21 protein-coding genes and 2 riboswitches are annotated in these 23,585 nt (G+C 57.4%); of the genes, 14 read left to right on the forward strand and 7 right to left on the reverse strand.

What is annotated here, in order from left to right; all coding sequences use genetic code 11:
* Window positions 1–25: 25 nt before the first annotated feature.
* The 4 genes from BM235_RS08225 to BM235_RS08240 all read right to left on the reverse strand — a co-directional run bounded on the left by BM235_RS08225 (window position 26) and on the right by BM235_RS08240 (window position 4,318).
* Window positions 26–1,957 carry a right-handed parallel beta-helix repeat-containing protein gene (locus tag BM235_RS08225; protein WP_143106653.1) on the reverse strand — a complete coding sequence of 644 codons (1,932 nt, stop codon included), beginning with the start codon at window positions 1,955–1,957 and terminating at the stop codon, window positions 26–28.
* 1,035 nt (window positions 1,958–2,992) lie between these two features.
* Window positions 2,993–3,424 (reverse strand): SRPBCC domain-containing protein, encoded by a 432-nt coding sequence (locus BM235_RS08230; protein WP_090111517.1) that lies wholly within the window; start codon window positions 3,422–3,424, stop codon window positions 2,993–2,995.
* 29 nt (window positions 3,425–3,453) lie between these two features.
* Window positions 3,454–3,987, reverse strand: coding sequence for an SRPBCC family protein (locus BM235_RS08235; protein WP_158543700.1), 534 nt, complete (start codon window positions 3,985–3,987; stop codon window positions 3,454–3,456).
* On the reverse strand, window positions 3,974–4,318 hold the full coding sequence (locus tag BM235_RS08240; protein WP_199408923.1) for an ArsR/SmtB family transcription factor: 345 nt from the start codon (window positions 4,316–4,318) through the stop codon (window positions 3,974–3,976). The genes BM235_RS08235 and BM235_RS08240 overlap by 14 nt, the downstream gene beginning before the upstream one ends.
* 226 nt (window positions 4,319–4,544) lie before the next feature.
* Here BM235_RS08240 and BM235_RS08245 point away from each other — a divergent pair, with 226 nt between their 5' ends.
* Window positions 4,545–4,988, forward strand: coding sequence for a hypothetical protein (locus tag BM235_RS08245; RefSeq protein WP_255374210.1), 444 nt, complete (start codon window positions 4,545–4,547; stop codon window positions 4,986–4,988).
* 103 nt (window positions 4,989–5,091) lie between these two features.
* Here the strand turns inward: BM235_RS08245 and BM235_RS08250 are convergent, their stop codons facing one another.
* Window positions 5,092–5,496: a VOC family protein gene (locus tag BM235_RS08250; protein ID WP_090111521.1), complete on the reverse strand. Its 405-nt coding sequence runs from the start codon at window positions 5,494–5,496 to the stop codon at window positions 5,092–5,094.
* Between the two features lie 258 nt (window positions 5,497–5,754).
* Between BM235_RS08250 and BM235_RS08255 the strand changes: the two genes are divergently transcribed.
* The 4 genes from BM235_RS08255 to BM235_RS08270 all read left to right on the forward strand — a co-directional run bounded on the left by BM235_RS08255 (window position 5,755) and on the right by BM235_RS08270 (window position 7,730).
* Window positions 5,755–6,324 carry a dihydrofolate reductase family protein gene (locus tag BM235_RS08255; RefSeq protein WP_090111523.1) on the forward strand — a complete coding sequence of 190 codons (570 nt, stop codon included), beginning with the start codon at window positions 5,755–5,757 and terminating at the stop codon, window positions 6,322–6,324.
* A 164-nt stretch (window positions 6,325–6,488) separates the two neighbouring features.
* A complete protein-coding gene (locus BM235_RS08260; protein ID WP_090111525.1) occupies window positions 6,489–6,860 on the forward strand; it encodes a hypothetical protein in 372 nt (123 codons plus the stop codon).
* 29 nt (window positions 6,861–6,889) lie between these two features.
* The gene (locus BM235_RS08265) at window positions 6,890–7,273 is read left to right on the forward strand and encodes a nuclear transport factor 2 family protein (RefSeq protein WP_090112228.1); all 384 of its coding nucleotides are present in this window, start codon (window positions 6,890–6,892) and stop codon (window positions 7,271–7,273) included.
* Window positions 7,274–7,346: 73 nt separating this feature from the next.
* Entirely contained in the window at window positions 7,347–7,730 is a 384-nt protein-coding gene (locus BM235_RS08270) for a YkvA family protein (protein ID WP_090111527.1), read from the forward strand.
* Between the two features lie 187 nt (window positions 7,731–7,917).
* Here BM235_RS08270 and BM235_RS08275 read toward each other — a convergent pair whose 3' ends face one another.
* A complete protein-coding gene (locus BM235_RS08275; protein ID WP_090111529.1) occupies window positions 7,918–8,247 on the reverse strand; it encodes a YnfA family protein in 330 nt (109 codons plus the stop codon).
* A 253-nt stretch (window positions 8,248–8,500) separates the two neighbouring features.
* Window positions 8,501–8,605, forward strand: a riboswitch (guanidine-I (ykkC/yxkD leader).
* Window positions 8,606–8,671: 66 nt separating this feature from the next.
* On the opposite strand from BM235_RS08275, the gene BM235_RS08280 reads away from it, so the two are divergent.
* The 6 genes from BM235_RS08280 to BM235_RS08305 all read left to right on the forward strand — a co-directional run bounded on the left by BM235_RS08280 (window position 8,672) and on the right by BM235_RS08305 (window position 18,546).
* On the forward strand, window positions 8,672–10,015 hold the full coding sequence (locus tag BM235_RS08280) for an APC family permease (RefSeq protein WP_090111531.1): 1,344 nt from the start codon (window positions 8,672–8,674) through the stop codon (window positions 10,013–10,015).
* Window positions 10,016–10,127: 112 nt separating this feature from the next.
* Window positions 10,128–10,279, forward strand: a riboswitch (guanidine-I (ykkC/yxkD leader).
* Window positions 10,280–10,355: 76 nt separating this feature from the next.
* Window positions 10,356–11,060 (forward strand): urea amidolyase associated protein UAAP1, encoded by a 705-nt coding sequence (locus BM235_RS08285; protein WP_090111533.1) that lies wholly within the window; start codon window positions 10,356–10,358, stop codon window positions 11,058–11,060.
* Between the two features lie 23 nt (window positions 11,061–11,083).
* Complete coding sequence (locus BM235_RS08290; protein ID WP_090111536.1) at window positions 11,084–11,734, forward strand: urea amidolyase associated protein UAAP2; 651 nt, start codon at window positions 11,084–11,086, stop codon at window positions 11,732–11,734.
* Between the two features lie 47 nt (window positions 11,735–11,781).
* The gene (gene uca, locus BM235_RS08295) at window positions 11,782–15,423 is read left to right on the forward strand and encodes an urea carboxylase (protein WP_090111538.1); all 3,642 of its coding nucleotides are present in this window, start codon (window positions 11,782–11,784) and stop codon (window positions 15,421–15,423) included.
* A complete protein-coding gene (gene atzF / locus BM235_RS08300; RefSeq protein ID WP_090111541.1) occupies window positions 15,420–17,282 on the forward strand; it encodes an allophanate hydrolase in 1,863 nt (620 codons plus the stop codon). Before uca ends, atzF begins: the two co-directional genes overlap by 4 nt.
* A 409-nt stretch (window positions 17,283–17,691) precedes the next feature.
* Window positions 17,692–18,546, forward strand: coding sequence for an alpha/beta fold macrolide esterase (locus BM235_RS08305; RefSeq protein ID WP_090111543.1), 855 nt, complete (start codon window positions 17,692–17,694; stop codon window positions 18,544–18,546).
* Window positions 18,547–18,575: 29 nt separating this feature from the next.
* Here the strand turns inward: BM235_RS08305 and BM235_RS08310 are convergent, their stop codons facing one another.
* Window positions 18,576–19,538 carry an AraC family transcriptional regulator gene (locus tag BM235_RS08310; RefSeq protein WP_090111545.1) on the reverse strand — a complete coding sequence of 321 codons (963 nt, stop codon included), beginning with the start codon at window positions 19,536–19,538 and terminating at the stop codon, window positions 18,576–18,578.
* 80 nt (window positions 19,539–19,618) lie between these two features.
* Between BM235_RS08310 and BM235_RS08315 the strand changes: the two genes are divergently transcribed.
* The 3 genes from BM235_RS08315 to BM235_RS08325 all read left to right on the forward strand — a co-directional run bounded on the left by BM235_RS08315 (window position 19,619) and on the right by BM235_RS08325 (window position 23,508).
* On the forward strand, window positions 19,619–21,676 hold the full coding sequence (locus BM235_RS08315) for an alpha-L-rhamnosidase-related protein (RefSeq protein ID WP_255374218.1): 2,058 nt from the start codon (window positions 19,619–19,621) through the stop codon (window positions 21,674–21,676).
* 262 nt (window positions 21,677–21,938) lie between these two features.
* On the forward strand, window positions 21,939–23,144 hold the full coding sequence (locus BM235_RS08320; RefSeq protein WP_090111548.1) for a multidrug effflux MFS transporter: 1,206 nt from the start codon (window positions 21,939–21,941) through the stop codon (window positions 23,142–23,144).
* Between the two features lie 58 nt (window positions 23,145–23,202).
* Window positions 23,203–23,508 (forward strand): DivIVA domain-containing protein, encoded by a 306-nt coding sequence (locus BM235_RS08325; protein ID WP_090111558.1) that lies wholly within the window; start codon window positions 23,203–23,205, stop codon window positions 23,506–23,508.
* Window positions 23,509–23,585 lie beyond the last annotated feature (77 nt).

The raw sequence follows: 23,585 nt of genomic DNA on the forward strand, positions 1-23,585 counted from the left end.
CTCATGTCATGGACAACGGCCTCTCTCAGGGCGTCGTGCCGTAAACCTGCAGCTCGACGAATTGATTGTACGGGTCGGTATGGCTCCCGCCGATCCAGAACCTCGCGTACCTCGCCAATATCGGCTGAAAGTTGACGGTTTTCCCGCTGGCGCCCTCTGTGTATTCTGCGTCCACGCCATAGCCTTGGCCGGCGCTGTTATCCTTATCGTTATTGAATACGGTCGTTACGTAGCTGCTGAAGTCTGCGGTCTGGGACAGTTGGACGATAACGTCCTTGTACGTTCTCCCCAAGAAGTGCCACATCTTCACTTTGCTGACATCGTAGAGAGCGCCCAGATCGATTTGCGCATAGACTTTCTCATAGGCATCGCCTACGCCGACATAGTAAGTCGTAGCGCCATCCGTCACTGTCGACGGCGAGGTCTCGTAGATTACATAGCTGCTGCTGTACGATGGCGTTCGGCCTGCCGATAGATTGGAGGGAGCTGCCGCCCCTTGCTGAATGGCGCCGATGCTCGGGGTCGTCGAATGCCACGGCTTGCCGTAGAAGTCGACGAAGCCGCTGCCTAGCGCTGCCGCATAAGCATTCGTGCCGGACGCTTTAATAAGCGAGCTGGCGCTTAACCGGAAGTCGCGGTTGGCATAGTCGACGAATCCCGGGTCATTTACTTTTACGTTCGCATCGCACGTGTCCGGCGTCGTATTCGGACATGCGTTAAGCCCGTTGATGTCATACAGGACGGATCTTGAAGGATCCTTGAAGCGAGCGACGTTCGAGCTGGAATCCCAGAATGCGTTGTTATTCAAGTATAGCGTACCCGTCACTGCGTCCGAGACATCGAGCGCGACTTCCCCAATCGCCCCATTCGGGTTGTCGTTGTAGCCATACTGTCCGAAAATATTATTGGCGATCACATTATTCGTCACGTTGCTTGGAGCGGCATTGTAGTCTGTCACCTGTATGGAAAAGTGGTCGGTATTGAGAAACGTATTGTTTACGATATACAGGTCTCGGGCTTCCATCGATCCCCAGGGAGCGATGTCGAGCGCGTAAGGCTGTTGGCTGTGTAGAGGTTGAGGAGTCAGTTTCACCCCCGCAAAAATATTGCTGTAAAAATGGTTGTCGCTTCCTCCGGCATGACTCACGCTCGTGAAATCATGAAAGTAGTTCCGTCTGACAATATTGTCGGTGGTCTCGCCGGGAAGCCCGTAAACGCCGAAGGCGTGCATGTAACCGGAATCGCCTGCCGAAACGTCGTTTTGCTCGACAATGACATGGTGGACGCCATGATAGCTCGTCGACACAGTGGAGGCTAGCTCTATGCCGCTGTGACCGAAATTAACGATTTTATTGCCGCGTATAAGTCCATCCTCTACCGCATCGTGCATATAGATCCCGTCTCCGTATAACTGGATAGCCGGATCGTTCTCATACGTCGTCCACACCTTGTCGATCACATTGTTCGTAATCGTTATATTTGAAACGTGCGCGCTGAAGTTGGCGAGGTTGTTCGTGCCGCTGTTATAAACCCGGATGCCGGTCTGATTGGATTGCCGGATCGTATTGTTATCGATTGCGATATGTGCGCTCGGCGAATCCACGCTGACGACGCCGCCTTTGATGTCGAGGTTTTGAATCGTCACATATTCCGTATTTCCCATCGAGACGGGCGCCGTGTTAGAGGCAAGTATCATCTCTACGTTTTTCGGTCCGACCGAAGAAGAACCGGAATTGGCATAGACCCAACCGGTCGTGGGATTGATGTACCACTCGTAGGTCTGATCGACATGCGTCTCGTTCGCGCCCGAATTGGTCGTAGTGACCAAGTATTTGGAAACGCCGTTTACGAACAAACGCAAAGCGTAGGTATTGATAGGCACCGCGTGCTTCCAACGGTTGCTGCTACCGTCGTAGATCCAACCCGCGTCGTCCAAGAGGTGTGTAGTCGCAATCATCGGCTTCGCTCCGCTGCCATACGCCCCGATCGTGATGGGGTTGGCACTGGTCCCTTTTCTACCGTAAAGAATGAGAGGGCCTCCGATATTCGCTCCGGTGCCGTTTACACTGTTCGAATACCAAGCGTCCCCGCGTTTGAAAAGCACGGTATTCCCTGCCGACATCAGCGCGTTCGCGGCTGAGATGGATTGTTTCGGCGTCGAGGCGGACGTCCCGTTATTGGCATCGTTTCCATTCGTAGAAAAATAATAGGTCGTTCCGGCTGCCGAGACAAGTTTCGGCTGTGGCACGGCAATAGAACCTAATCCGCTGGCCAGCAGCAGGAAAGCAAGACAAACCGACCTCCATCTTAAAACGCTACGAGCAGTAAACATCAAATCACTCCTCCCAAAATGTTCGTTCATGGAACTTAAGTGGGTGCGGACGGTTAACAGCCATCAGGAAGCAATTTGGTACCGCTTGCAAAAGTGGCGATCACCTGCCTTGACGAGTATCTCAAGCCAACCTCGCCGTTCTTGCTCATGGAAGCGAGCAAGCGGGGGAGGAGGCGGGATCTAAATAATATGCGAATGCACCGTATTTGAAAATCAACGATATTGCAGGAAATTAAAACTTTTCTCAGAAACCGGGTAATCGCTCAAATTCTGCGAAAACGACCATCGCGGTTCAACCTGAAAGAAAGTAGTTGACTGCTAACACCGCATTATTTATTAATCAATAAATAATCCTGAAGGAGATGAAGTTTAATGGTGAAAGTCATTTCGGGAAGATATTCAGCTCGTATGGATGGGGATTTCGTCGTCTTTATCATAGGGATGCGCGGCTTGGAGGAATTTTAATCGCCAGGTCGGAACGGATGGAACCGTGGGAATCTACCGCCGTATGGGAGGGGAGAGCGAGCCCGCCGTACCGACGCCGACAAACCCTCATTAATCGTTTATCGTCAATTAACCAGCGGCAGTCTAGGAATTTATTTTCCAGTCCTCGAGAGCCGCTGGTAATGTTGGGCTCAGTGTCCGGCTTGCTCGTCTAACTCAACCATGCACCAAAGCTGCCCGCAATGTCGTAATACCGTGTTCCAGGTAGCCTTTGAGGCAGGTCAACATATACACCCAGCCTTCTTTATTGCCTACGAGCATCGGGATCAAATTCTCGTTTTCCTCAAAACCCTCCTCGTTCACTTCCACAATGGTGCTCATCTTGTCCGTTTGCGTGAATGTGATGGTCACCAGGTGGATATTGCCGTAATCCCATTCGAAGGCGATTTTTTGGTCTTTCACGATTTCTTTAACCGTGATTTCGCCCTCCGCGTTGTATTCTTCATAGCGCAGCTTGATCGTCTTGCCCGTTTCCCATCGTTCGGAACTGGAGGAGAACCAAAAGTTTCCGATTTTTGCGGGGTCGACGAAGGCCTCAAACACCTCATGAGCCGGCTTCGCAATGATAAGCTTCGTCCTGTTATTCATCATATCCCTCTTTCATTCAGTTAGTTATTCTAATCGGCGAGCGTATCGTCAGCTTCGAAAAGCTTCGCATACTGGTCGTGCAGTTCTTTCCAGCCGTAGCGGAATGCGTGGCTTCCTGTCATCGAAGGCATCTGCTCGCCCGCGAGAATACCTGTTAAACCTTTCAGGCAAAGATGCCATCCGGCCGCGTAAGAAGGGGCCATCTGATAATCGGTGAAGCGATGGCGCAAAATGAGGATCGTGTGGCTCCCGATCGCGCTTAGTTCCCAGCGGAGAATGTCTTTGCCCCATCTGAAAACGAGAAGGCGAGGCGCTTCTACAGTCAGTACTTCGCCTTGCCTCTGCTCATCTTCTTCGGGATAGTTCATATGCTTCAATTGTACCGGTCCGACCTCTGTTAGATCCCGATCCGTGGCAAAGGGACCCCAAGCGGGCAACTGCCCGGATTGGGTCAGGGCGGCCCACACCTCTTCGATCGGATTCGCAAGCGTTCGCTCAAGCACGAGCTCCCATTTCTCATCGACACGTGTAAGGCTTGGCTGATTCGTATCAGTCGGATTCATTTTTTTCCTCCCGTAACCGTTTTTGCCGGTCGAGATGCGCTTCCAGCGCGTCGACATGTCGGTTCCATCGTTCGCGATAAGCGCTCAACCAATCGTCCACCCCAGCTAGAGGACCTGCATCCAGTGAATAGATACGACGTTGGGCCACTGCTTTGACACGGACCAGCCCGCTCTCGCGCAACAAGCGCAGATGGCTGGAGATCAGCGGCTGCGACAGGCCTAGCTCTTCGGTCAAATCTTTGACGGTGGAATCAGAACGCAGCAATCGATCCAGAATGCGCCGGCGGGAAGGCTCTGCGATTACAGCATATATGTCGGACAGGGCAATCACCTCACATTCGCATTTATTATAAGTATTCGTTTATATAAATGCAAATTTATGAAAGAGGGGGCGGAAAGTGGCTCGCGATCTCCGGCCGGATTGATGCGAATTGGCAGATTTACAAAAATTACTTTTTGTGATTATATTGGAACGAGGTGGAATTTGTGGCGCTGTTTTATTCTTCCCAACGGATAACGGACATACAGTAGCGTAGCGAAGCAGGAGGAGGAGTGGAATGCGACTAATAAAAGGAATGTATGTATTCACGACGCTAAGTATCGCCCTTACGCTATTTGCCGGGTCTGCTTACGCGAGCTGGGCTTATTCGTTTGTTGTTTATCACGGAAATACATATGTCGTTACGGATGAACGAGTCGAGCCAAGCCAAATTGGTTCGAGAATCGGCAAAGTCACCAAGTACTCGGACGATGAGGGCACCTACTCGGGCAATTTTTCGAATCAATATCCAAAGGGAACGAAGTATTACCATATCATTGGCGTTAAAGTTCGTGATGCTATCGCGGTTAAAGAGGCTGAAGACCTATACGTAAAAGCAACATATCGCGGTAAATATGCAGGCGGCAAAAATAGGGCGGTGGACGGCTGGCCCATTGTTCTAATCGCCCTACTCGTATTGTTGCTCGCTGGTTATTACAGAAAGAAGAAATCGATTCGATAGCTCAAATTCGCAACGGGAACGAAAGGAAGCAATCCTATTTATAGAATGGATGGAGAAACAAAGACGGCAGTCCCCCAGTGGGGGGCTGCCGTTTTTCGTTCAGTTAAGATCGTTCTTTGAACCTCTTCAACGCATCCTCGGTAACCGGAGCGAAGAGGTTGACCAGGTTGCCGTCGGGGTCGCGAAGCAGTGCGGACCGATTTCCCCAAGGCATCGTGGTCGGTTCCTGTACCCATTCGTCGACGAGCGGCTTCAGCCGCGCATACTCGACATCGACGTCTTGCACGCGAAACTCGATAATGAGGCTGCTGTTGTGGGCCGCGCGCGCGGAACCCGCACCGAAAAGCGACACGGTCTGTGAGTGACCGATCGCCAGCGTACAAGAGGGCAGAACAAATTCAGCAAAGACAGGCGCGGGACGCAGAGCCGATACTCCCGTCACTTTTTCATAGAATGCGATCAGTCCATCCAGGTCATCGGTAATGATTCTTACGGATGCAAAATTCATTCAAAATCATCCTTTCCGCTCCAACGAATTTACTTCTTAAGGGTTGATTCCGATTATAAGGAGACACTCCTGACAACGTCATGTCAGGAGTAAATCGTAAACTTAACTGATTAACATTGGCGTCTGCAAAAAATTCAGATTCCCCCCTTGTACCTTACGTAACGTAATGATTTATAGTAAGGTTATCAGCAGGACAAAACACAGGACATCGGCCAAAAAATCGAACAAGATAAATTCGAAATCGGAGGAGAAACGGACATGAGAAAACTCGTATTGTTCATGCATGTTTCGCTGGATGGGTATGCGTCGGATTCGAACGGAGGACTGGGTTGGATTCCGTACAACGAGGAATTCGAGAAATACGCCGAAGAAGTCGTAGCCGAAGTCGGATCTCCCGTTTACGGACGTACGACGTATCGGATGATGGAGAGCTACTGGCCCACGGTGCTGGATGATCCGGACGCGTCGAGGCACGATAAGGAGCATGCTGAATGGGTGCAGGACGTGAAGAAGATCGTCATTTCCGGCACGATGGACAAGGCGGAATGGAATAATACGATGGTGATCAAGGACAATATCGCAGAGGAAATCAATGCGCTCAAGGAGCAGCCTGGCAAAAATCTCGTTATCTTCGGCAGCCCGGGAGCTGCGAAGACGTTGGTTGAGCTCGGCCTGGTCGACGAATTCCTGCTGACGATTTGTCCGGTCGTCCTGGGCGGCGGAAAATCGGCATTCGACGGCGTCGTCGAGAAAACGAAGCTCAAGCTGCTGTCCAGCCGAACGTTCAATTCGGGCATTATCGCAACCCGTTATGCGTTGGAGAAATAGTCGCGCCATCCAAGGTGTTTCGCTTTAACGGGGAACGTTACTTTAGTAAACAGCCTGCCGGCGTGACGGCGGGCTGTTCTGATTTCGAGCATCTTTGCTTAATGAAATTATGTTAAACTTACTCCTACATCGTAAACCATATATTAATAGGGAGGAGTTGAAGGTTGGAGATGAGAAATTGGAAAAACATCGAGGCCGTTAGTTTCGGCGGCGGAGAAACAGATGAGGGATGGAACTTCTGGGAAGTGAATATTTTCGGTGATAACGATGCCCCTGATGACGAGGATGCTAACGACCTCACCGAGCTCGGGATCGTCCGCGTCGTTGCCATCGAAAAAAAAGACGTTTTCGAATTCGTAACGCATTTTATTTACAAGGCTCCAGAAGCAGAAGCATACGAGCCGGTAAGCTCGAAAGTTAAAGCCATCATGCTTGAGGAAAAAGAAAAATTGCTCGAAAGAGCCGCCTACGATATTGAACACGCGGGGGACCAAAAACACGACACTTTATGTGTCGACATCGATGACGTGATTTAAGCCCTAAACATAAGGAGAGGATTATGATTATGGTCAGTAAAGAAATAAGGAACGTCATTGAAAAATATCTCGAAGCATACAATTCTTTTGAAATTGAAAGAATGGTTGAACTCTTGCATAAGGACATCCTATTCAGGAATATTTCCAATGGAGAAACCACAACGGAGACCAGAGGAATACAAGCTTTTAGGGAGTTGGCAGAACAGTCGTCAACGATGTTCTCCAGCCGTCGCCAGACAATTACCGATTACAATGTTACAAATGACAAAGTAGAGGTCGGAATCGATTATGAAGGTATTCTTGCCATGGATTTTCCAAATGGGTTAAAGCGTGGGGATAAGCTGCAATTAAAAGGAAAGTCAACGTTCGGAATGAAGGAAGGAAAAATTTTATTGATTGAAGATTACAGTTGAAGTGACGGCCTGCACCTTTCAACGGCGTTTATTCCTCGAAGGGCATATCATATAAATTGGAGAATGACACCGCATGATTCAACGAATTAAAGCGTGGGCTAAAGCGCTTAAAAGAAAGGTTTTTGTCCTTTATTTTGCATATAGGGATGACCGTTCGCCTTGGTACGCGAAGTTGTTCGCGATATGCGTAGTCGCTTATGCCTTTAGTCCGATCGACCTGATACCGGACTTCGTGCCTGTACTGGGCTACCTTGACGATGTGATTCTCGTTCCGCTTGGCGTCGCGCTTGCTTTGAAAATGATACCCCATGCAGTGATCCAGGAATGTTCTTTAAAAGCCGAGGACCGATTAAAGAGCGGCAAACCGAAAAACTGGCTGGTCGGAAGCTTGATTATCTTGTTGTGGATCGCGGCTTTCCTATGGATTTCTTTTGCTGCCTATCGCTATTTTTCATAATTGAACATGAATAATCAAAAGAGCTTCTATTATTGATCTGACAAGCCCGGTTGCCCTCCCTCGCTTTGCGACCATAGATGGGCTTTTTGGATAATATCCCAGATGATCGGTCCTTTGCCCTCGACATATGCGATTCTCCATTGGCTGTCCATCGTCCGTAGCTTGCTCCTTCGATAAAAATCTAGCGCTATCCGCTTCTCGGCGCCCACAGCATGACCGATACGCCTATGAGGCAGATCGCGGCCCCGATCCAGTCGTACATATCGGGCGCTTTCTTGTCGACGAGCCATCCCCATAAGACGGCCAGGACGACGAACACGCCCCCATAAGCCGCGTACACCCGTCCGAACGAAGGGAAGCTTTGGAGCGTCGGAATAATGCCGTACGCGATGAGTACGAGACTCCCGACGATGCCATACCAAAGCGGCCTCGATTCCCGCAGCCACAGCCAGACCATATAGCCCCCGCCGATCTCGGCCAATCCCGCGAGCACGAATATAAAAACAGCGAACAGCAAGAAGCAAAGCCCCTTTCGAACAAACGCCCAGTAGAACAAGTTTAGCACGCCGGCAGCCATCTGTATTGTGCATTGGCGATCTTTGTCTGGTTCTTTTCCATGAAATGAGACTGCATGTTAGGTATTAGGATGGATATGCGTGTCGTAATCCAAATTAGTGCTTGAAATCCATCGGATATGTGTTATATTAACTAACATAAAAGTTTGAATCGCTTTATTTCTTGTCAGATAACCTGTTAAATCCAACTGCATACGAATTGTTTTCTAGGGTTCCGCGGCAGCTTTCATGCCGGTCTGGTCCGAGAGAAGACGCACGGCATAGCGGCCGTGTCCACGGAGGGATAAAAGCCCGGGAGGATATATTACATATCTTCCCGCGGCTTTTATTTTTTTGTTTTTTGAGACAGGGAAGGGGAGCTAAGGGATGAAACAAGAGGTTACGCTACGCCAAACGCTTACGCTGGTTCAAGTTGTCGCGCTGGGTTTGGCCTGGATGACGCCGATGATTTACTTCTCCGTGTTCGGCATCGCGTACGACGCGTCGAAGGGAATGATCACCGAAGCTTACTCGCTGTCGGTCGTGGCGATTTTCTTCACGGCATACAGCTACAGCATCATGGCGAAAGTTTTCCCCGGCTCCGGCTCGTCGTACACGTACGTGAAGAAGTCGATGCACCCGATTCCGGGCTTCACGGTCGGCTGGGCGATCCTGCTGGACTATCTGTTCTCGCCGATCATCGCATGCCTGACGTTCGGTATCTACCTGCACGCCCAGTTCCCGGCCGTTCCGGCCTTTGTCTGGATCATTCTGCTCAACATCGTGCTGGCCGTCGTCAATATCGCGGGCATCCAGTTTTCCGCCAGCCTCAGCAAGCTGTTCGTCTTGTTCCAGATCATATTCATCGCTCTGTTCTGCGCCTACTTGATCAAGGGCTTCCATGGGTTCGAGGGCGCCGCGCAGCCCTTCGCGAACCTCGATGTCGGCCTGCCGACCATCCTTGCGGGCGCCTCGATCATCTGCTTTTCCTTCCTTGGCTTCGATACGGTGTCGACCTTGGCGGAGGAAACCATACAACCCAAGAAAACGATCCCCCGGGCGATTATGCTCATCATTCTGATCGCCAGCGTGCTCTACGTGGTTACTTCGTACCTCATCCAGGTCTCGTATCCGCATCTGACGTTCGTCAACCTGGATTCCGCCGGCTTCGAGCTGATGAAGATGGCGGGCGGGGCGACGCTGGGCGCGATTTTCACGACCGTCCTGATCTTCGCGATCTTCACGCAGGGGCTGACGTCGGTGACGAGCGTCTCCCGGCTGCTGTACGTGCTCGGACGCGATTCGATATTGCCCAAAGGCTTTTTCGGCAAGATTCATCCGAAGTACCGGACGCCGGTGAACAATATCGTGCTGGTCACCATCGTCTCGCTGCTGGCCCTGGTGATCAGCCTCGATATGGCCGTGAAATTCGTCAGCTTCGGCGCATTGACCTCGTTCGCCTTTGTCAATCTATCTGTCATCGCGGAGTGCTATATCAAGCGCAGACAGCGGTCTTTGAAGCAGACGTTCCAGTACTTGATCTTCCCGCTGGCCGGCGCTTCGTTCATCGTGTGGCTGATCACGCTGCTGGACGCGAACGCGCTGACGCTCGGCTGCATCTGGCTTGCGGCGGGCCTGGCCTATTATCTGTTCCGCACCAGAAAGTCGCGCTCGTTCAGCGCTTCGGCGAACCTGTTCGAGGGCGCGCCTGCCGCGATCAAAAGCGAATAAATAATTATGTTATGTATATTGACATCGAACGGCGAACGGATTTATACTAACCGCATGTTAGAAAACGTGACAATTAAATCAAGGTTCTTGCAAGCAGCACATCGTCAAGAACGAAAAAGCGGTCTAGGGTTCCGTTGATGCTTCTCGCATCAAGACTGGTCCAAGAGACGGCGTATGGCGGCGCGGCCGGCGCAGATCGAGCAGATCATGCGGATCGGCAGGGCGATCCGCCATATGACACGGAAGGATAAAAGCCTGGGAGATGACTCTCCCGGGCTTTTTGTCGTTCGGACGACGCATCGCTAACCATCGAATTCAGCGGGAAAGAGAGAGGATCAGGATGTTGAACACCGTTATCGGCGCAGGGGGGAAATGGTCGGGCCGCATCGGCCGCGGCAAGCTGCTTCGCTTCACGGCACTCGAGGCGGGGGCGAACTTGTCGATGATGCTTTTTCACGCGCACGATCTGACCGAGCGCTACAACATGCCGGATACGTTGAAGGCCCAATATACGGCGCATCTGACGACGGGGCACACGCTCATGAGCGACAACGGCCGGGTGCTTGCCAGCATCGTGCAAGACGACCTCGGCTGGCACGATCCGATGGGCGGCTATACGACGAGGACGCTTACGGACGAACGGTACGGCCGCACGACCTACCAGGCGCTGCGCAACGATTGGCTGCGCAGCGGGCAGGAAAACTTCGCGGTCGAGCTGACCCGCCACGGTATGGGCATGCGGGACATGATGCCGGTCGTCAACCTGTTTTCCAAAGTGTACTGCGACGAGAACGGCGCGATGCACTACGCGAAGGACCACTGCCCGGCTGGATCGTCGGTGACGCTTCGCACGGAGATGGACGTCATTCTGGTACTGTCGAATACGCCGAATCCGCTGGACGGGCGCGCGTCTTACCCTTCGGTTCCCGTAAGGCTGGAAGTAACGCAAGCGGAGCCGGTTCGCGAGGACGACGTCTGCGTCAACCACCGCGGCGAGAACCGCCGCGCTTTCGAGAATACATGGACCTATTATTCGCTTATCTAGTCTAGCAACGGGAGGTAAAAGATATGGGCGCGTTTCACCGAGTCGAGAGTCCGCGCAAGCCGGAGCAGGCGGTCTATGACGACATCATTCTGGCCGGAGACGGATGGATGCGCGATCTGGAGCCCGGACAGGTGCTGCGGATCGTCGATCTGGAAGGCAACCAAGCCGCGGACACGCTGTTTTACGATGCCGATCATCCGGAGGATCATTATGCGGCGGCCGCGACGATCGCCAGGCAGGGCAATATTTACCTCACGACGGGATCGGTCCTGGTAGCGGAGTCCGGGAAGGCGCTGCTCACGATCGTCGCCGACACCTGCGGCAGGCATGACACATTAGGCGGCTCCTGCTCGGCGCAGAGCAACACCGTCCGCTACGCGCACGAGAAGGAACACATGCATAATTGCCGCGACACGTTCATGCTCCAGCTGGCCAAGCGGGGCGGCGACTACGGCAAGCGGGATCTCGCGCCGAACATCAACTTTTTCATGAACGTACCGGTCACGCCCCAAGGGGGGCTGAAGTTCGACGACGGCGTCTCGTCGCCGGGGGCTTACGTGGAGCTGCAGTCCCACGGCCGGACGACGGCGCTCATCAGCAACTGCCCGCAATTGAACAATCCGTGCAACGCCTACAATCCGACGCCGATCCGCGTCCTGATCTGGAACGAGTAACGACGAGCGAACATCAAGAGCCTTGAGGGAAAAAGGAGAGGAACGCCATGTTCACCAAAGTACTGATCGCCAACCGGGGCGCGATCGCCGTCCGGATCGAGCGCACGCTGCGCAAGCTGGGAATCGCGTCCGTCGCCGTCTACACGACCGCCGATCAAGATAGCCTGCACGTCGATCTCGCCGACGAAGCGGTGCTGATCGGGGACGGTCCCGCCAAGGAAAGCTACCTGAACGCGGAGCTCATCCTCCGCATCGCAAAGGAGCGCCGCGTTGACGCGATCCACCCGGGGTACGGCTTCCTGAGCGAAAATGCCGACTTCGCCCGGGCCTGCCAGGAGAGCGGCATCGTTTTCATCGGACCATCGCCGGCGCAGATGGAGGCTTTCGGGCTGAAGCATTCAGCCCGGGAGCTCGCGATGAAGGCGAATGTGCCGCTCCTGCCAGGCACGCCGCTCATCACTGAGCCGGACGAAGCGATCGTGCATGCGGATGCCATCGGCTATCCGGTCATCTTGAAGAGCACCGCCGGCGGAGGCGGCATCGGCATGCGCGTCTGCGCGGACGAAGAGGCGCTGCGCGCGGCGTTCGACAGCGTGCGCCGCCTGGCGGAGACGAACTTCAAGAACGGCGGCGTGTTCCTGGAAAAGTATATCGCCAAGGCGCGCCATGTCGAGGTTCAAATCTTCGGCAACCGGTTCGGCGAAGTCGTCGCGCTCGGCGAGCGCGATTGCTCGGTGCAGCGCCGCAACCAGAAGGTCGTCGAAGAGAGCCCGGCGCCGAGCTTCCCGGCCGACGTTAGAGCCGAGATGCTCGCCAGCGCGCGGCGGTTGGCGGCCGAAGCCGGCTACCGGAGCGCCGGCACCGTCGAATTCCTGTACGATCCGGCCAGCCTCCGCTTTTATTTCCTCGAGGTCAACACGCGCCTTCAGGTCGAGCACGGCGTCACCGAAGAGGTGCTCGGCATCGATCTCGTCGAATGGATGATCCGCGAGGCGGCCGACGAGCTGCAAGGCCTGGAGACGCTGTTCGCGGAGCCGGCCGGTCACAGCATTCAAGCGCGCGTCTACGCCGAAGACTGCCTGCAGCAGTTCCGACCGAGCGCGGGACAGCTCGATCAAGTGCGCCTCTCCGAGCGCGCGCGCAACGAGACGTGGGTGCGTGACGGCATCACGGTGACGACGTTGTACGATCCGATGCTCGCCAAGGTCATCGTGCACGGGACGGACCGCGCCGATGCGATCGCGAAGCTGAAGCGGGCGCTATCGGAGACGCGCTTCTACGGCATTACGACGAACCTGCAGTACGTCGAGGCGCTGCTGGACGAACCGGCCTTCGCGGACGGCGACGTGTTCACGCAGTTGCTCGGCGACTTCGCCCCGAGCGAGTCGGCGATCGAAGTGCTGGACGGCGGCGTGCAGACGACCGTGCAGGATTGGCCGGGCCGCGTCGGCTACTGGGATGTCGGCGTGCCGCCTTGCGGGCCGATGGACCCGCTCGCCTTCCGCACGGGAAACGCGCTGCTCGGCAACCCCGAGGACGCGAGCGGCCTCGAGCTGACGCTGCGAGGCGGCGCTTATAAGTTCCGCGAAGGCATGTGGCTGTGCATCACCGGCGCGAACATGAATCCGGCGCTCGACGATGCGCCGGTCCCGATGTACGAGCCGGTGCGGGCGGAGCGCGGGCAGGTGCTGTCCTTCGGCGAAGCGGGCGAAGGCCTTCGCGCCTACCTGCTCGTCGCCGGCGGCTTCGATATGCCGCTTACGCTGGGCAGCGCGTCGACCTTCACGCTCGGCGGCTTCGGCGGACACGGCGGCCGCGCGCTGCGGGCCGGCGACGTGCTGAACGTGCGCCGGGGAGGCAACGCGTGCCAGCCGCAAGGCGGGCTGCCCGAAGCGTATCGCCCCGCGATCGCGCGGGAATGGACGATCGGCGTCATCCCCGGTCCGCACTGCACGGGCGAGTTCCTGCAGCCGGAATATTTGCGGCAGCTCGCGGACACGCGCTTCGAAGTCCACTTCAACAGCTCCCGCACGGGCGTCCGGCTCGTCGGTCCGGCGCCGCTCTGGGCGCGCGAGGACGGGGGAGAGGCGGGGCTGCATCCGTCTAATATTCACGACAACGCTTATGCGATCGGCACGCTCGACCTGACCGGCGACATGCCGATTCTGCTCGGCCCGGACGGACCGAGTCTCGGCGGCTTCGTCTGTCCCGTGACGACCGCATCGGCGGAGTTCTGGAAGCTCGGCCAGCTGCATGCCGGAGACGCGGTCCGCTTTCGCCTCGTCACGCTGGAGCAGGCGGAGGAAATGCGGCGCGTCCAGGAGGCGCAGCTTCAGGCGATCGCAGGCGGCGCTCGCGAAGCGCTGCCGGTCGCGGCGCCGTCGCGGGACGTCGTCGCGTTCACGCCCGAATATCCGATCCTGCACAGCGAGTCCGAGGGGCGGAACTTCAGGATGACGATCCGCTGCAGCGGCGACGAGAACCTGCTGGTCGAATACGGCTCGCTCGAGCTCGATCTGCTGCTGCGCTTCCAGGTGCACGCGCTGATCGAAGCCATTCGCGCGCAGGACGGCATGCCCGTGCTCGACCTGACGCCGGGCGTTCGATCCGTGCAGGTGCGCATCGATCCGAAGCGCACGACGGTCGGCCGCGTAGCGAAGCAGCTGCTGGAGCTGGACGCCGCGCTGCCGCCGCTCGCCTCCATTCAGGTGCCGTCCCGCATCGTCCGCCTGCCGCTGTCCTGGGACGATCCGGCGACGCAGCTCGCGATCGACCGTTACCAGCAGAACGTTCGCCCGGACGCCCCGTGGTGTCCGAGCAACCTGGAGTTCATCCGCAGGGTGAACGGGCTGGGCAGCATCGACGACGTGCAGCGCATCGTGTTCGACGCCAGTTATCTCGTGCTCGGCCTCGGCGACGTGTATCTGGGCGCGCCGCTCGCCACGCCGCTCGATCCGCGGCACAGGCTCGTGACGACCAAGTACAATCCGGCCCGCACCTGGACGCCGGAAAACGCGGTCGGCATCGGCGGCGCCTACATGTGCGTCTACGGGATGGAAGGGCCGGGCGGATACCAATTCGTCGGCCGCACGATCCAGATGTGGAACAAGCTGCGCACGACGGCCAGCTTCGTGTCCGGCAAGCCTTGGCTGCTCCGGTTTTTCGACCAGATCCAGTTCTACCCGGTCAGCGCCGAGGAGCTGCTCGTCCTGCGGGAGGACTTCCTCCGCGGCCGCTTCGAGGCGGACATCACCGAGACGACGTTCGATCTGGGCGAGTATCTGCAGTTCCTTTCTTCGATAGAAGAGAGCGCCGGGCTGTTCCGCGCGCAGCAGCAGCAGGCGTTCCGCGAGGAACGCGAGGACTGGAAGGCGCGGGGGCTGGCGGAATACGTGTCCGAACAAGAGCCGAGCAAGGCCGCAAGCGACGACGAGCTGCCGGACGAGGTCGACGCGATCCGCTGCTCGATGCCGGGCAGCATGTGGAAGGTGCAGGTGTCGCCGGGAGAGCGGGTGCGGAAGGGCGATACGCTGTTCATCGTCGAGTCGATGAAAATGGAGTTTTCCCAGAACGCGCCGTTCGACGGCATCGTTCATTCGGTTCACGCGAAGCCGGGGGATACGGTGCACGCCGGGCAACTGGTCGTCGGCATCGCCAAGTCGGAGGAGAAGGAGCTGGCGGCCGTATGAGCGACACTGCGTTCGAATTCGCGGATCGACTGACGGTGGACTGGTTAAAAACGCAATACGCGAGCGGCCGGTTGACGCCGCGCGAAGCGGTGCTCGAGATCGTGCGGCGCGCCGAAGCGGATCGGGACATGAACATCTGGATCAGTCCGCCGACCCTGGCGGCGATCGAGCCTTACCTTGCGCGGCTCGGCGAGCTGGATCCGAAGCGGGCGCCGCTGTGGGGCATTCCGTTCGCCGTCAAGGACAACATCGACGTGGCGCACGTGCCGACGACGTCCGGCTGCGCGGACTATGCGTACGTGCCGTCCGCGCATGCGACGGTCGTGCGGCGGTTGGTCGAGGCGGGCGCCATCCCCGTCGGCAAGACGAACCTCGACCAGTTCGCGACCGGACTGGTCGGCATGCGCAGCCCATACGGCGAGGCGCATAACGCGCTGCGGCCGGAGCTGATCAGCGGCGGCTCGAGCTCCGGCTCTGCGGTGGCGGTGGCCCGGGGCCAGGCGGTCTTCGCGCTCGGCACCGATACGGCCGGTTCGGGCCGCGTGCCCGCGGCGTTGAACGGGCTCGTCGGCTGGAAGCCGAGCGTCGGCGCGTGGCCGGCGGACGGGATGGTGCCGGCCTGCGAGAGCCTGGACTGCATTACCGTTTTCGCCCATCGGCTTGACGATGCCGATCTGGTCGACCGGACCGTTCGCGGCCTGGCGCCGGACGACCCCTGGTCGAAAGACATCTCGCGCCGGCAGGGCTCGGAGCGAAGTCTCCCTGCCAGGGTTTATCTCCCAAGCGATCCGCCGGCGTTCTACGGTCCGTTCGCCGAAGGCTATCGTCTCGCCTGGGAGCGCGCCAAAGCGCAGCTCGAGCAGCTCGGCGTCGCGGTCGAATACGCGGACATGGCGTTGTTCGAAGAGGCCGCCGCGCTCTTATACGAAGGGCCGTGGGTCGCCGAACGTTGGGCGGCGCTCGGCGAATTCGTCGAGTCGCATCCGGGCAGCGCGTTTCCCGTGACGGAGCGGATTCTGCGGACGGGCGCAGATCCGGCGCACCATGCCGCGGACCTGTTCAAAGCGCAGCATCGGCTGCAGGCATTGAAGCGAAAGGCGCAGCAGCTGCTATCGGACGGTGCGCTCGTCCTGCCGACGGCCGGCGGGACCTGGACGCGCGACGAAGCAAGGCAAGAGCCGATCGCGACGAATCGCGCCATGGGACTGTACACGAACCATTGCAATCTGCTCGACCTGTGCACCGTTGCCGTCCCCGCCGGACTCGCGGGCGAGCGGCTTCCGTTCGGCATTACGCTGTTCGCGTTGTCCGGACAGGAGGATCTGCTGGTCGGGCTTGCGGATCTGTATGGAGACGGTCGATCGCATGCCCAAGCGCAGACTGCGCCGGAACTTCAATCTGAAACGCGGCGTGAGCCAATGTTGGCGTCGGCGACTCAACCGATTTCGCAGCCGACCGCCGAGTCCGCGACGCTCGTCGCCGTCTGCGGCCTTCATATGCGGGGCTTCCCGCTGGAAGCGCAGATGAAGGCGCACGGCTCGACGTTTATCCGCGAAGCGCATACGGCCGCCAAGTACAAGCTGGTGAGGCTGCCCACGCAGCCGGCCAAGCCGGGCCTGCTGAAGCAAACGGCCGGCGGCGCCGCCATCGCGCTCGAGCTGTGGGAGATGCCGCTCGACCGTTTCGGATCCTTCGCGGCGGCGATACCGGCACCGCTCGGGATCGGCAAGGTGGAGCTGTCCGACGGGACCGAGGTGCCCGGCTTCATCTGCGAAGGCTGGGCGGAGCGGGAAGCCGCGGACATTACGGCATTCGGAGGCTGGCGGTCGGCGATGCTGAGCGAGGTCTCGGCCAAGTAGGTTCAACGAATCGACTGCAGCTAAAATACCTCCTTTGGAAGGGCGGGCCGTTCGGCAGCGCTTCTGGAAAAGTTCCATCTATTGACATCCCGGTATGCGCCAGGTAAGATTTACTTTACTGGATATGAACGGAGGGGTTACGTGTGTTGAACTAATTCTTCGATACGCTAGCGCAAATGAATCAAGCCTCGACTAAGGCTTTTTTGCGTGCATCGTAATCGAAGAATGGTTTGCCTTCACGGAACCCAGCATCGTCTATTTGCGATGGAGATAGAGAGCCGCTCAGGTCTCTCTACCTCTGGGCCGCATTAGACTGGATTTGAGTGAATTCAAATCCTTTTTTCGATTACAGGATGCACAGGCCCGAGGCCTGTGTTTTTTATTTTTAAAATGCGATGGAGGATTCTCTATGAACGAACGATTGATCCAAACGGACGGCATCCAAATATGCGCAGAAAGCTTCGGAGACCCGCGTGACCCCGCCCTTTTGCTAATTATGGGCGCTCAATCCTCGTTGATCTGGTGGGAAGAGCCGTTTTGCCGGCGTTTAGCCGAGGGCGGCCGGTTCGTCATTCGTTACGATAATCGCGATGTCGGTCGCTCGACGACTTATGAGCCGGGAAACCCGGATTATACGTTCGAGGATATGGCGGACGATGCGATTCGCGTATTGGATGCTTATCAAATCGAGCAAGCCCACATCGTGGGAATGTCCATGGGAGGCATGTTGGCCCAAATGATCGCGCTGCGGCATCCGCGAAGAACGACGTCCCTCACCCTCGTATCCACGTCTAATTTTGCCGAGCATCTCCCCCCGATGGAAGAAGAGGTGATGGCGTTTTTCTCGAAAATGGGGACGATCGATTGGACGAGCCGACAGTCGGTAGCTGAATTTGCCGTACAAAGATCCAAAGTATTGGCAGGCTCCAAACATTTTTTTGATCGGAAAAAAACGAGCATGCTGGCCGAACTGGAGTTTGCGAGAAGCGCCAATATGGCCAGTATGGGCAATCACGCCTTGTTGGCCGGCGGCGAATCGTACCTGGCCAGGACGAACGAGATCGGCGTACCCGCGCTGATCATTCACGGCACCGAAGATCCGATTATCCCCTATGAGCACGGAAAACATCTTGCCGACATTATTCCGGACGCTGTTTTGTTGGCTTTGGAAGGTACCGGGCATGAGCTTCCCGAGGGCGACTGGGACCAGGTCGTCCAAGCGATTTTGGCGCACACCGCTACAACGCCTTCTGACCGACGATAGGTCTCAATTCGACAACCGGCCGCCTGCATTTAATGAGGCGGCCGTTTTTTTAACGCTCCTGGACTTCCTTTCCGATATTCGCTCGGACTCATTCCCATCCGGCTTCGGAACACTTGGCGAAAGTACGCCAGGTCCCGATAGCCCGTCATCATCGCGATGCTGGAAACTTTGTGCTCGCTCTCGAGCAGCAGCCTGCAAGCGGATTCGATTCGCCGGAGCTGTACGTACGCAGAGAAGGTGACGCCCGCGTAGGCTTGAAATTTTCGTATAAAATGCCGATTGCTCATGCCGGCTTGCGAGGCCAGGTCGTCCACGGTAAGCGGTTCGGCGGCATGAAGGTCGATATAGGCGAATATCGCAGCCATCTCGATGCGGCCCGAATCGGCCGGCTTCGCGTCATACCCATGAACGGCGTCTTCCTGCAGCAGCCTTGCGAGTTCGACCGTCAGCTCCATCACTCCCGCGAACAAGCTCGCTTCATAACCGAGCCGCCGCGCCGTATATTCGCGATGCAGGCGTTCGAACAGCTGGCCGAGCCGCATACCCCGATCCTTTAACGAGAGATAAGAGGCGTGAAGGCCGTCAAAAAGAGCGTGCGCGTCGCCGCTCGTCGCGTACGGCGCCAGCCAGCCGTTTATCGTCTTCACGAACGCCGGACGAATGCAGAGGTTGTAAACGACGAGCTTCCGTCCGGCCGAAGCGTCCTTCGGGCGCAGCATATGCGAGGTGCCGACCGGCAGCAAGTAAAGGCAGCCTTTGTTCGTGCGTTCGATGCGATCGCCGACGTAGTGGAAACCCTCTCCCGACATGACGTAGACGATCTCCAGGTAGGCGTGGTCATGCTCCTTGAGCGCGAAGCCTTCCTCCCAGCGATTGACGAAGATCGGGAAGTCGCCCTGAAAGTGCTCCGAGATTTCCGAACGGTAGACGGGGGCGCGCGGGGCTCTTTGCGCGTCGCCGGACCGCGGCGCGAAGTCATTAATGTCCATCATTGTTGTCACAACCCCCCGCCTTACAGGATGTGCGTTTAGTATACAATGTGGCTTAACGACAGGGAAGGAGCGATTCGGCCATGACGATGCAAGACACGATACAAGAAACGCCGCAGACCGCGACCTGGATCTGGTATCCGGGCGACTTCGAGATTCGGCTGCACGAAAAAATGTCCGTGAAACGGAGGACGCGCGGGGTTCCGTACCCGGCTTACTGGCGGCTGGACCGGCATTATTCGAATGTGAAGTTCCGGTACGTTTACGACCTGCCTCGCGAGGAGCAAGTCGCGATCAAGGCCGAAGGAGCCTTCTCCCTCTATCTAGACGGGAAGGACAACGACCGCACTGACGAGCCCGTCATCATGCTGCCGGCGGGCAAGCACGAGATCAGCGTCAGCGTCTTTAACGACGTCGAGATGCCCGCGCTGTACATCGAAGGCCCCAACATCCGGACGGATGCGTCCTGGGAGGCGACCTCGTACCAGAACGACTGGGTACCGGCCGGAATGTGGACGTTCGATTCGCCGTCCGCCCCGCCGTCCGCCTTCCGCCTGGCGGTCGAGCCGCAGGAGCCGGCGTCAGCCGAAGAGGTTCAAGGGCATCCGCTGCTTGATTTCGGCCGCGAGACGTTCGGCTACTTGCGCTTCCACAATCTCCAAGGCACGGGCAAGGTCCGGATCTACTACGGCGAATCGAGGGCGGAGGCGCTCTCGACTGCGGAGTGCTACAGCGTGGACCGATTCGATGCCGGAGAAGCGGCGAGGCTGGCCGAAGACGGCGTTTATACGCTGGGGGACGCGAAGGCCTTCCGTTATGCATGGATTCATGCCGACGCAGGCGTCAGCTGGGACCGCGTATCGATGCTGTACGAATACGTGCCCGTCACCTATCGCAGCGCGTTCGCGTGCTCGGACCCGAAGCTGAACGAGATCTACGAGATGAGCCTCTACACGCTTCATCTGAACGCCAGGGAGTTTTTCCTCGACGGCATCAAGCGAGACCGCTGGGTCTGGTCGGGCGACGCCTACCAGGCGTTTCTGATGAACTACTACAGCTTCTTCGATCTGAACGTGACGCGCCGGACGCTGATCGCGCTGCGCGGCAAGGATCCGCTGGTCATGCATTTCAACACCATTCTGGATTATTCGTTGTATTGGTTCGTATCGCTGTCCGACTATTATTTGTACACGGGGGATATTGCGTTCATCCGGCAGTATTACGACCGGGCGGTGTCGCTGATGGACTTCTGCCTCGCGCAGCGCAATGAAGAAGGGTTGGTCGAGGGCAGGCAGCAGGATTGGGTATTCGTCGATTGGGCGGATCTGGACAACAGCGGCGCCGTCAGCACGATCCAGATCCTGCTCGCGCGCGGGCTCGAAGCGATGAGCGCTTTCGCCGCCGAGCTGGGCGATGCCGCCGCGTCTAAGACGTACCTGTCGCTTGCCGACGACCTCAAGGCCAAGACGCTGTGCCTGTTCTGGGACGAAGAGAGAGGCGGGCTGCTGCACCATCGCGTGGACGGCGCCACGCAGCCGATGCTGACGAAGCATGCCAACATGTTCGCAATGACCTTCGGCTATTTGAGTCCCGCGCAGCAAGAGCGCGTGATTCAAAGCGTGATGCTGAATCCGGACGTGCCGCGGATCCGGACGCCGTACATGCGGTTCCACGAGATGGCGGCGCTGTGCGAGAGCAGGCAGCACGATTATGTCCTGCAGGAGGTTCGCGCTTACTGGGGCGGCATGATCGAGCTCGGCGCGACGACGTTCTGGGAGGAATACGACCCGTCTCTCGCGGACGACGCCCACTACGGCATGTACGGGGTAACGTTCGGAAAAAGCCTGTGCCATGCATGGGGAGCGGGTCCGATCTACTTGTTCGGGAAATACTTCCTCGGCGTCAAACCGCTTAGCGCGGGCTATGAGACTTTTGTCGTCGAGCCGCAGCTTGGCGGGCTGGCCTGGATGAAGGGGACCGTCCCGAACTCCGCCGGCGAAGTCGAGGTGGACATGGACGCATCGCGCATCCGCGTCCGGGCGACCCACGGTCATGGGGTGCTGAGATTCACGAGGGACGGCGAGACGGTCGAGGTGCCGATCCCGGCGGACGGCAGCTGGCTGGAAGCTAGCCTTCTTTAATACCGTTCCTGCGGCGATTTTTCAGCAGCGGCACCTTGCTCGGGAGCGAGAAGGAGTAACCACTATATAATGAAGCAAAAAAATTAGCCTGAGAAAAAGCGGCGCGGTCGATTCCCCGATCTCGCCGTTTTTGCGCGTTTTTGCGCGCGCTTGTCATAAATTGTTGTCGGAATTCGCGCGCGATTATGGTAGGATGGACTGGCCTTCAAATTGAGGCAATTACAGACACAGATAAAGATCAGGATTAGGAGATTGCCAACGTATGTCCAACAAGAACAATGCGCATGTCGTCAGACAAGCGCTTTTGCTCGGGCTGTTTTCGACGCTCGGGCCGTTTACGATCGATATGTACCTGCCGGCGTTTCCGGAGATCGTGGAGCGATTCGGCACGACCGCTTCGCTGGTACAGCTCAGCCTTACCGCCTGCCTGCTCGGACTCGGCATCGGCCAGCTTGTGATGGGCTCGCTCAGCGACGTCCACGGCAGACGCACGCCGCTGCTCATCTCGATGGCCGTCTATGTCGTCGCCTCGTTGGGCTGCGCGTTTTCGCCCCATATCGGCGTATTGATCGCCTGCCGGTTCGTGCAGGGCTTCGCCGCGTCGGCGGGGATCGTAATCTCCCGCGCGATCGCGCGCGACCTGTACGAAGGTCACGAGCTCACCCGCTTCTTCTCGCTGCTCCTGCTGGTCGGCAACCTGGGGCCGCTCGTCGCGCCGGTCGCCGGCAGCGGCATTCTGTCGTTCTCCTCCTGGATCGGCGTGTTCGTCGCGTTATCGCTGCTCGGCATCTACCTGTGGATCATGACCAAGTGGCGCCTGAAGGAGACGCTCCCGATGGAACGGCGCAGTCCGAGCAACTTCAAGCAGCAGCTGCGAAACTACGGCTCGCTCCTGCGCGACCGCCAGTTCGTCGGCTACATGCTGGCCCAGGGCATCATGATCGCCGGCGTGTTCGCGTACGTCTCGGGAACGCCGTTTATTTATCAAAATATATACGGCGCTTCGCCGACCTTGTTCGCGCTGCTGTTCGGCTCGAACGGCATCAGCCTGATCATCGGCTCCCAGATCGTCGGGCGGGCGTCGCACCGCGTATCCGAACGCGCCTTCCTGCTGTTCGGCCTCTGGATGGCCCTATTCGCCAGCGTCGCCGTCCTGATCGTGGCCTACGTCCACGGTCCGCTGTTCACGCTCGTCATCCCGCTGTTCGTGTTCGTCGCGTCCATCGGCATGACCTCCACGGCGGCTTTCCCGCTGGCCATGGAGAGCCAGGCGAATATGGCGGGCAGCGCCGCCGCGCTGCTCGGCGTTATCCCGTTCCTGCTGGGCGCGGTCGTCTCGCCGCTCGTCGGCATCGCCGGCGAAGACACCGCCGTTCCGCTCGGCGTCATCATCCTGGCGACGAGCGCGGCCGCGATGCTCGCTTATTTCCTGCTGGTGAGGAGAGGACGCGCGGCTGAGCAAGCTTAAGCTTGATGCAGTCGGCCCGTATCGCTTTTTGCCGCATTACCCTATCGGAGGTGCTCCTATGACCGTTAACCCGAAGCTGCAGCAATGGTTGGCCGAAGAAGGCGTCAAGTTTTCGGCTTTGGATATTTTTAATCAGGCATTCGATAAAGGACGCATGATGTCGCGGCGCTATGATGCCGATCAAGTGGACGCGTTTTTGGACCAGGTCGTGAAGGATTACGAAAAGCTGTACAAAATGCTGGGCGACACGCAGGTCGAGATCGAGGCGTTCCGCGAGTCCATCACGAACAAGGCTGAAATGTCCGTCGAGCATCTGCACGTACGGCTGAGGAAGATCGAGCACTATTTGCAAAGCAACCGTTAAAAGAGATCCATACAAAAATGAAAACATCCGACCAGGTGCCTATCGTTCATAAAACTGCACATTGTTGAGTTGTGCCG

It is taken from the genome of Cohnella sp. OV330, assembly GCF_900112065.1.
GTDB lineage: Bacteria > Bacillota > Bacilli > Paenibacillales > Paenibacillaceae > Cohnella.

What these genes read in the sequence shown, in the direction of transcription:
- BM235_RS08225 (WP_143106653.1), bottom strand. Translation starts at nt 1,957, where the DNA reads ATGATTGCGACTACACACCTCTTGGACGACGCGGGTTGGATCTACGAC.
- BM235_RS08230 (WP_090111517.1), bottom strand. Translation starts at nt 3,424, where the DNA reads ATGAATAACAGGACGAAGCTTATCATTGCGAAGCCGGCTCATGAGGTG.
- BM235_RS08235 (WP_158543700.1), bottom strand. Translation starts at nt 3,987, where the DNA reads ATGAATCCGACTGATACGAATCAGCCAAGCCTTACACGTGTCGATGAG.
- BM235_RS08245 (WP_255374210.1), top strand. Translation starts at nt 4,545, where the DNA reads ATGCGACTAATAAAAGGAATGTATGTATTCACGACGCTAAGTATCGCC.
- BM235_RS08250 (WP_090111521.1), bottom strand. Translation starts at nt 5,496, where the DNA reads ATGAATTTTGCATCCGTAAGAATCATTACCGATGACCTGGATGGACTG.
- BM235_RS08255 (WP_090111523.1), top strand. Translation starts at nt 5,755, where the DNA reads ATGAGAAAACTCGTATTGTTCATGCATGTTTCGCTGGATGGGTATGCG.
- BM235_RS08265 (WP_090112228.1), top strand. Translation starts at nt 6,890, where the DNA reads ATGGTCAGTAAAGAAATAAGGAACGTCATTGAAAAATATCTCGAAGCA.
- BM235_RS08270 (WP_090111527.1), top strand. Translation starts at nt 7,347, where the DNA reads ATGATTCAACGAATTAAAGCGTGGGCTAAAGCGCTTAAAAGAAAGGTT.
- BM235_RS08280 (WP_090111531.1), top strand. Translation starts at nt 8,672, where the DNA reads ATGAAACAAGAGGTTACGCTACGCCAAACGCTTACGCTGGTTCAAGTT.
- BM235_RS08285 (WP_090111533.1), top strand. Translation starts at nt 10,356, where the DNA reads ATGTTGAACACCGTTATCGGCGCAGGGGGGAAATGGTCGGGCCGCATC.
- BM235_RS08290 (WP_090111536.1), top strand. Translation starts at nt 11,084, where the DNA reads ATGGGCGCGTTTCACCGAGTCGAGAGTCCGCGCAAGCCGGAGCAGGCG.
- uca (WP_090111538.1), top strand. Translation starts at nt 11,782, where the DNA reads ATGTTCACCAAAGTACTGATCGCCAACCGGGGCGCGATCGCCGTCCGG.
- atzF (WP_090111541.1), top strand. Translation starts at nt 15,420, where the DNA reads ATGAGCGACACTGCGTTCGAATTCGCGGATCGACTGACGGTGGACTGG.
- BM235_RS08305 (WP_090111543.1), top strand. Translation starts at nt 17,692, where the DNA reads ATGAACGAACGATTGATCCAAACGGACGGCATCCAAATATGCGCAGAA.
- BM235_RS08310 (WP_090111545.1), bottom strand. Translation starts at nt 19,538, where the DNA reads ATGATGGACATTAATGACTTCGCGCCGCGGTCCGGCGACGCGCAAAGA.
- BM235_RS08315 (WP_255374218.1), top strand. Translation starts at nt 19,619, where the DNA reads ATGACGATGCAAGACACGATACAAGAAACGCCGCAGACCGCGACCTGG.
- BM235_RS08320 (WP_090111548.1), top strand. Translation starts at nt 21,939, where the DNA reads ATGTCCAACAAGAACAATGCGCATGTCGTCAGACAAGCGCTTTTGCTC.
- BM235_RS08325 (WP_090111558.1), top strand. Translation starts at nt 23,203, where the DNA reads ATGACCGTTAACCCGAAGCTGCAGCAATGGTTGGCCGAAGAAGGCGTC.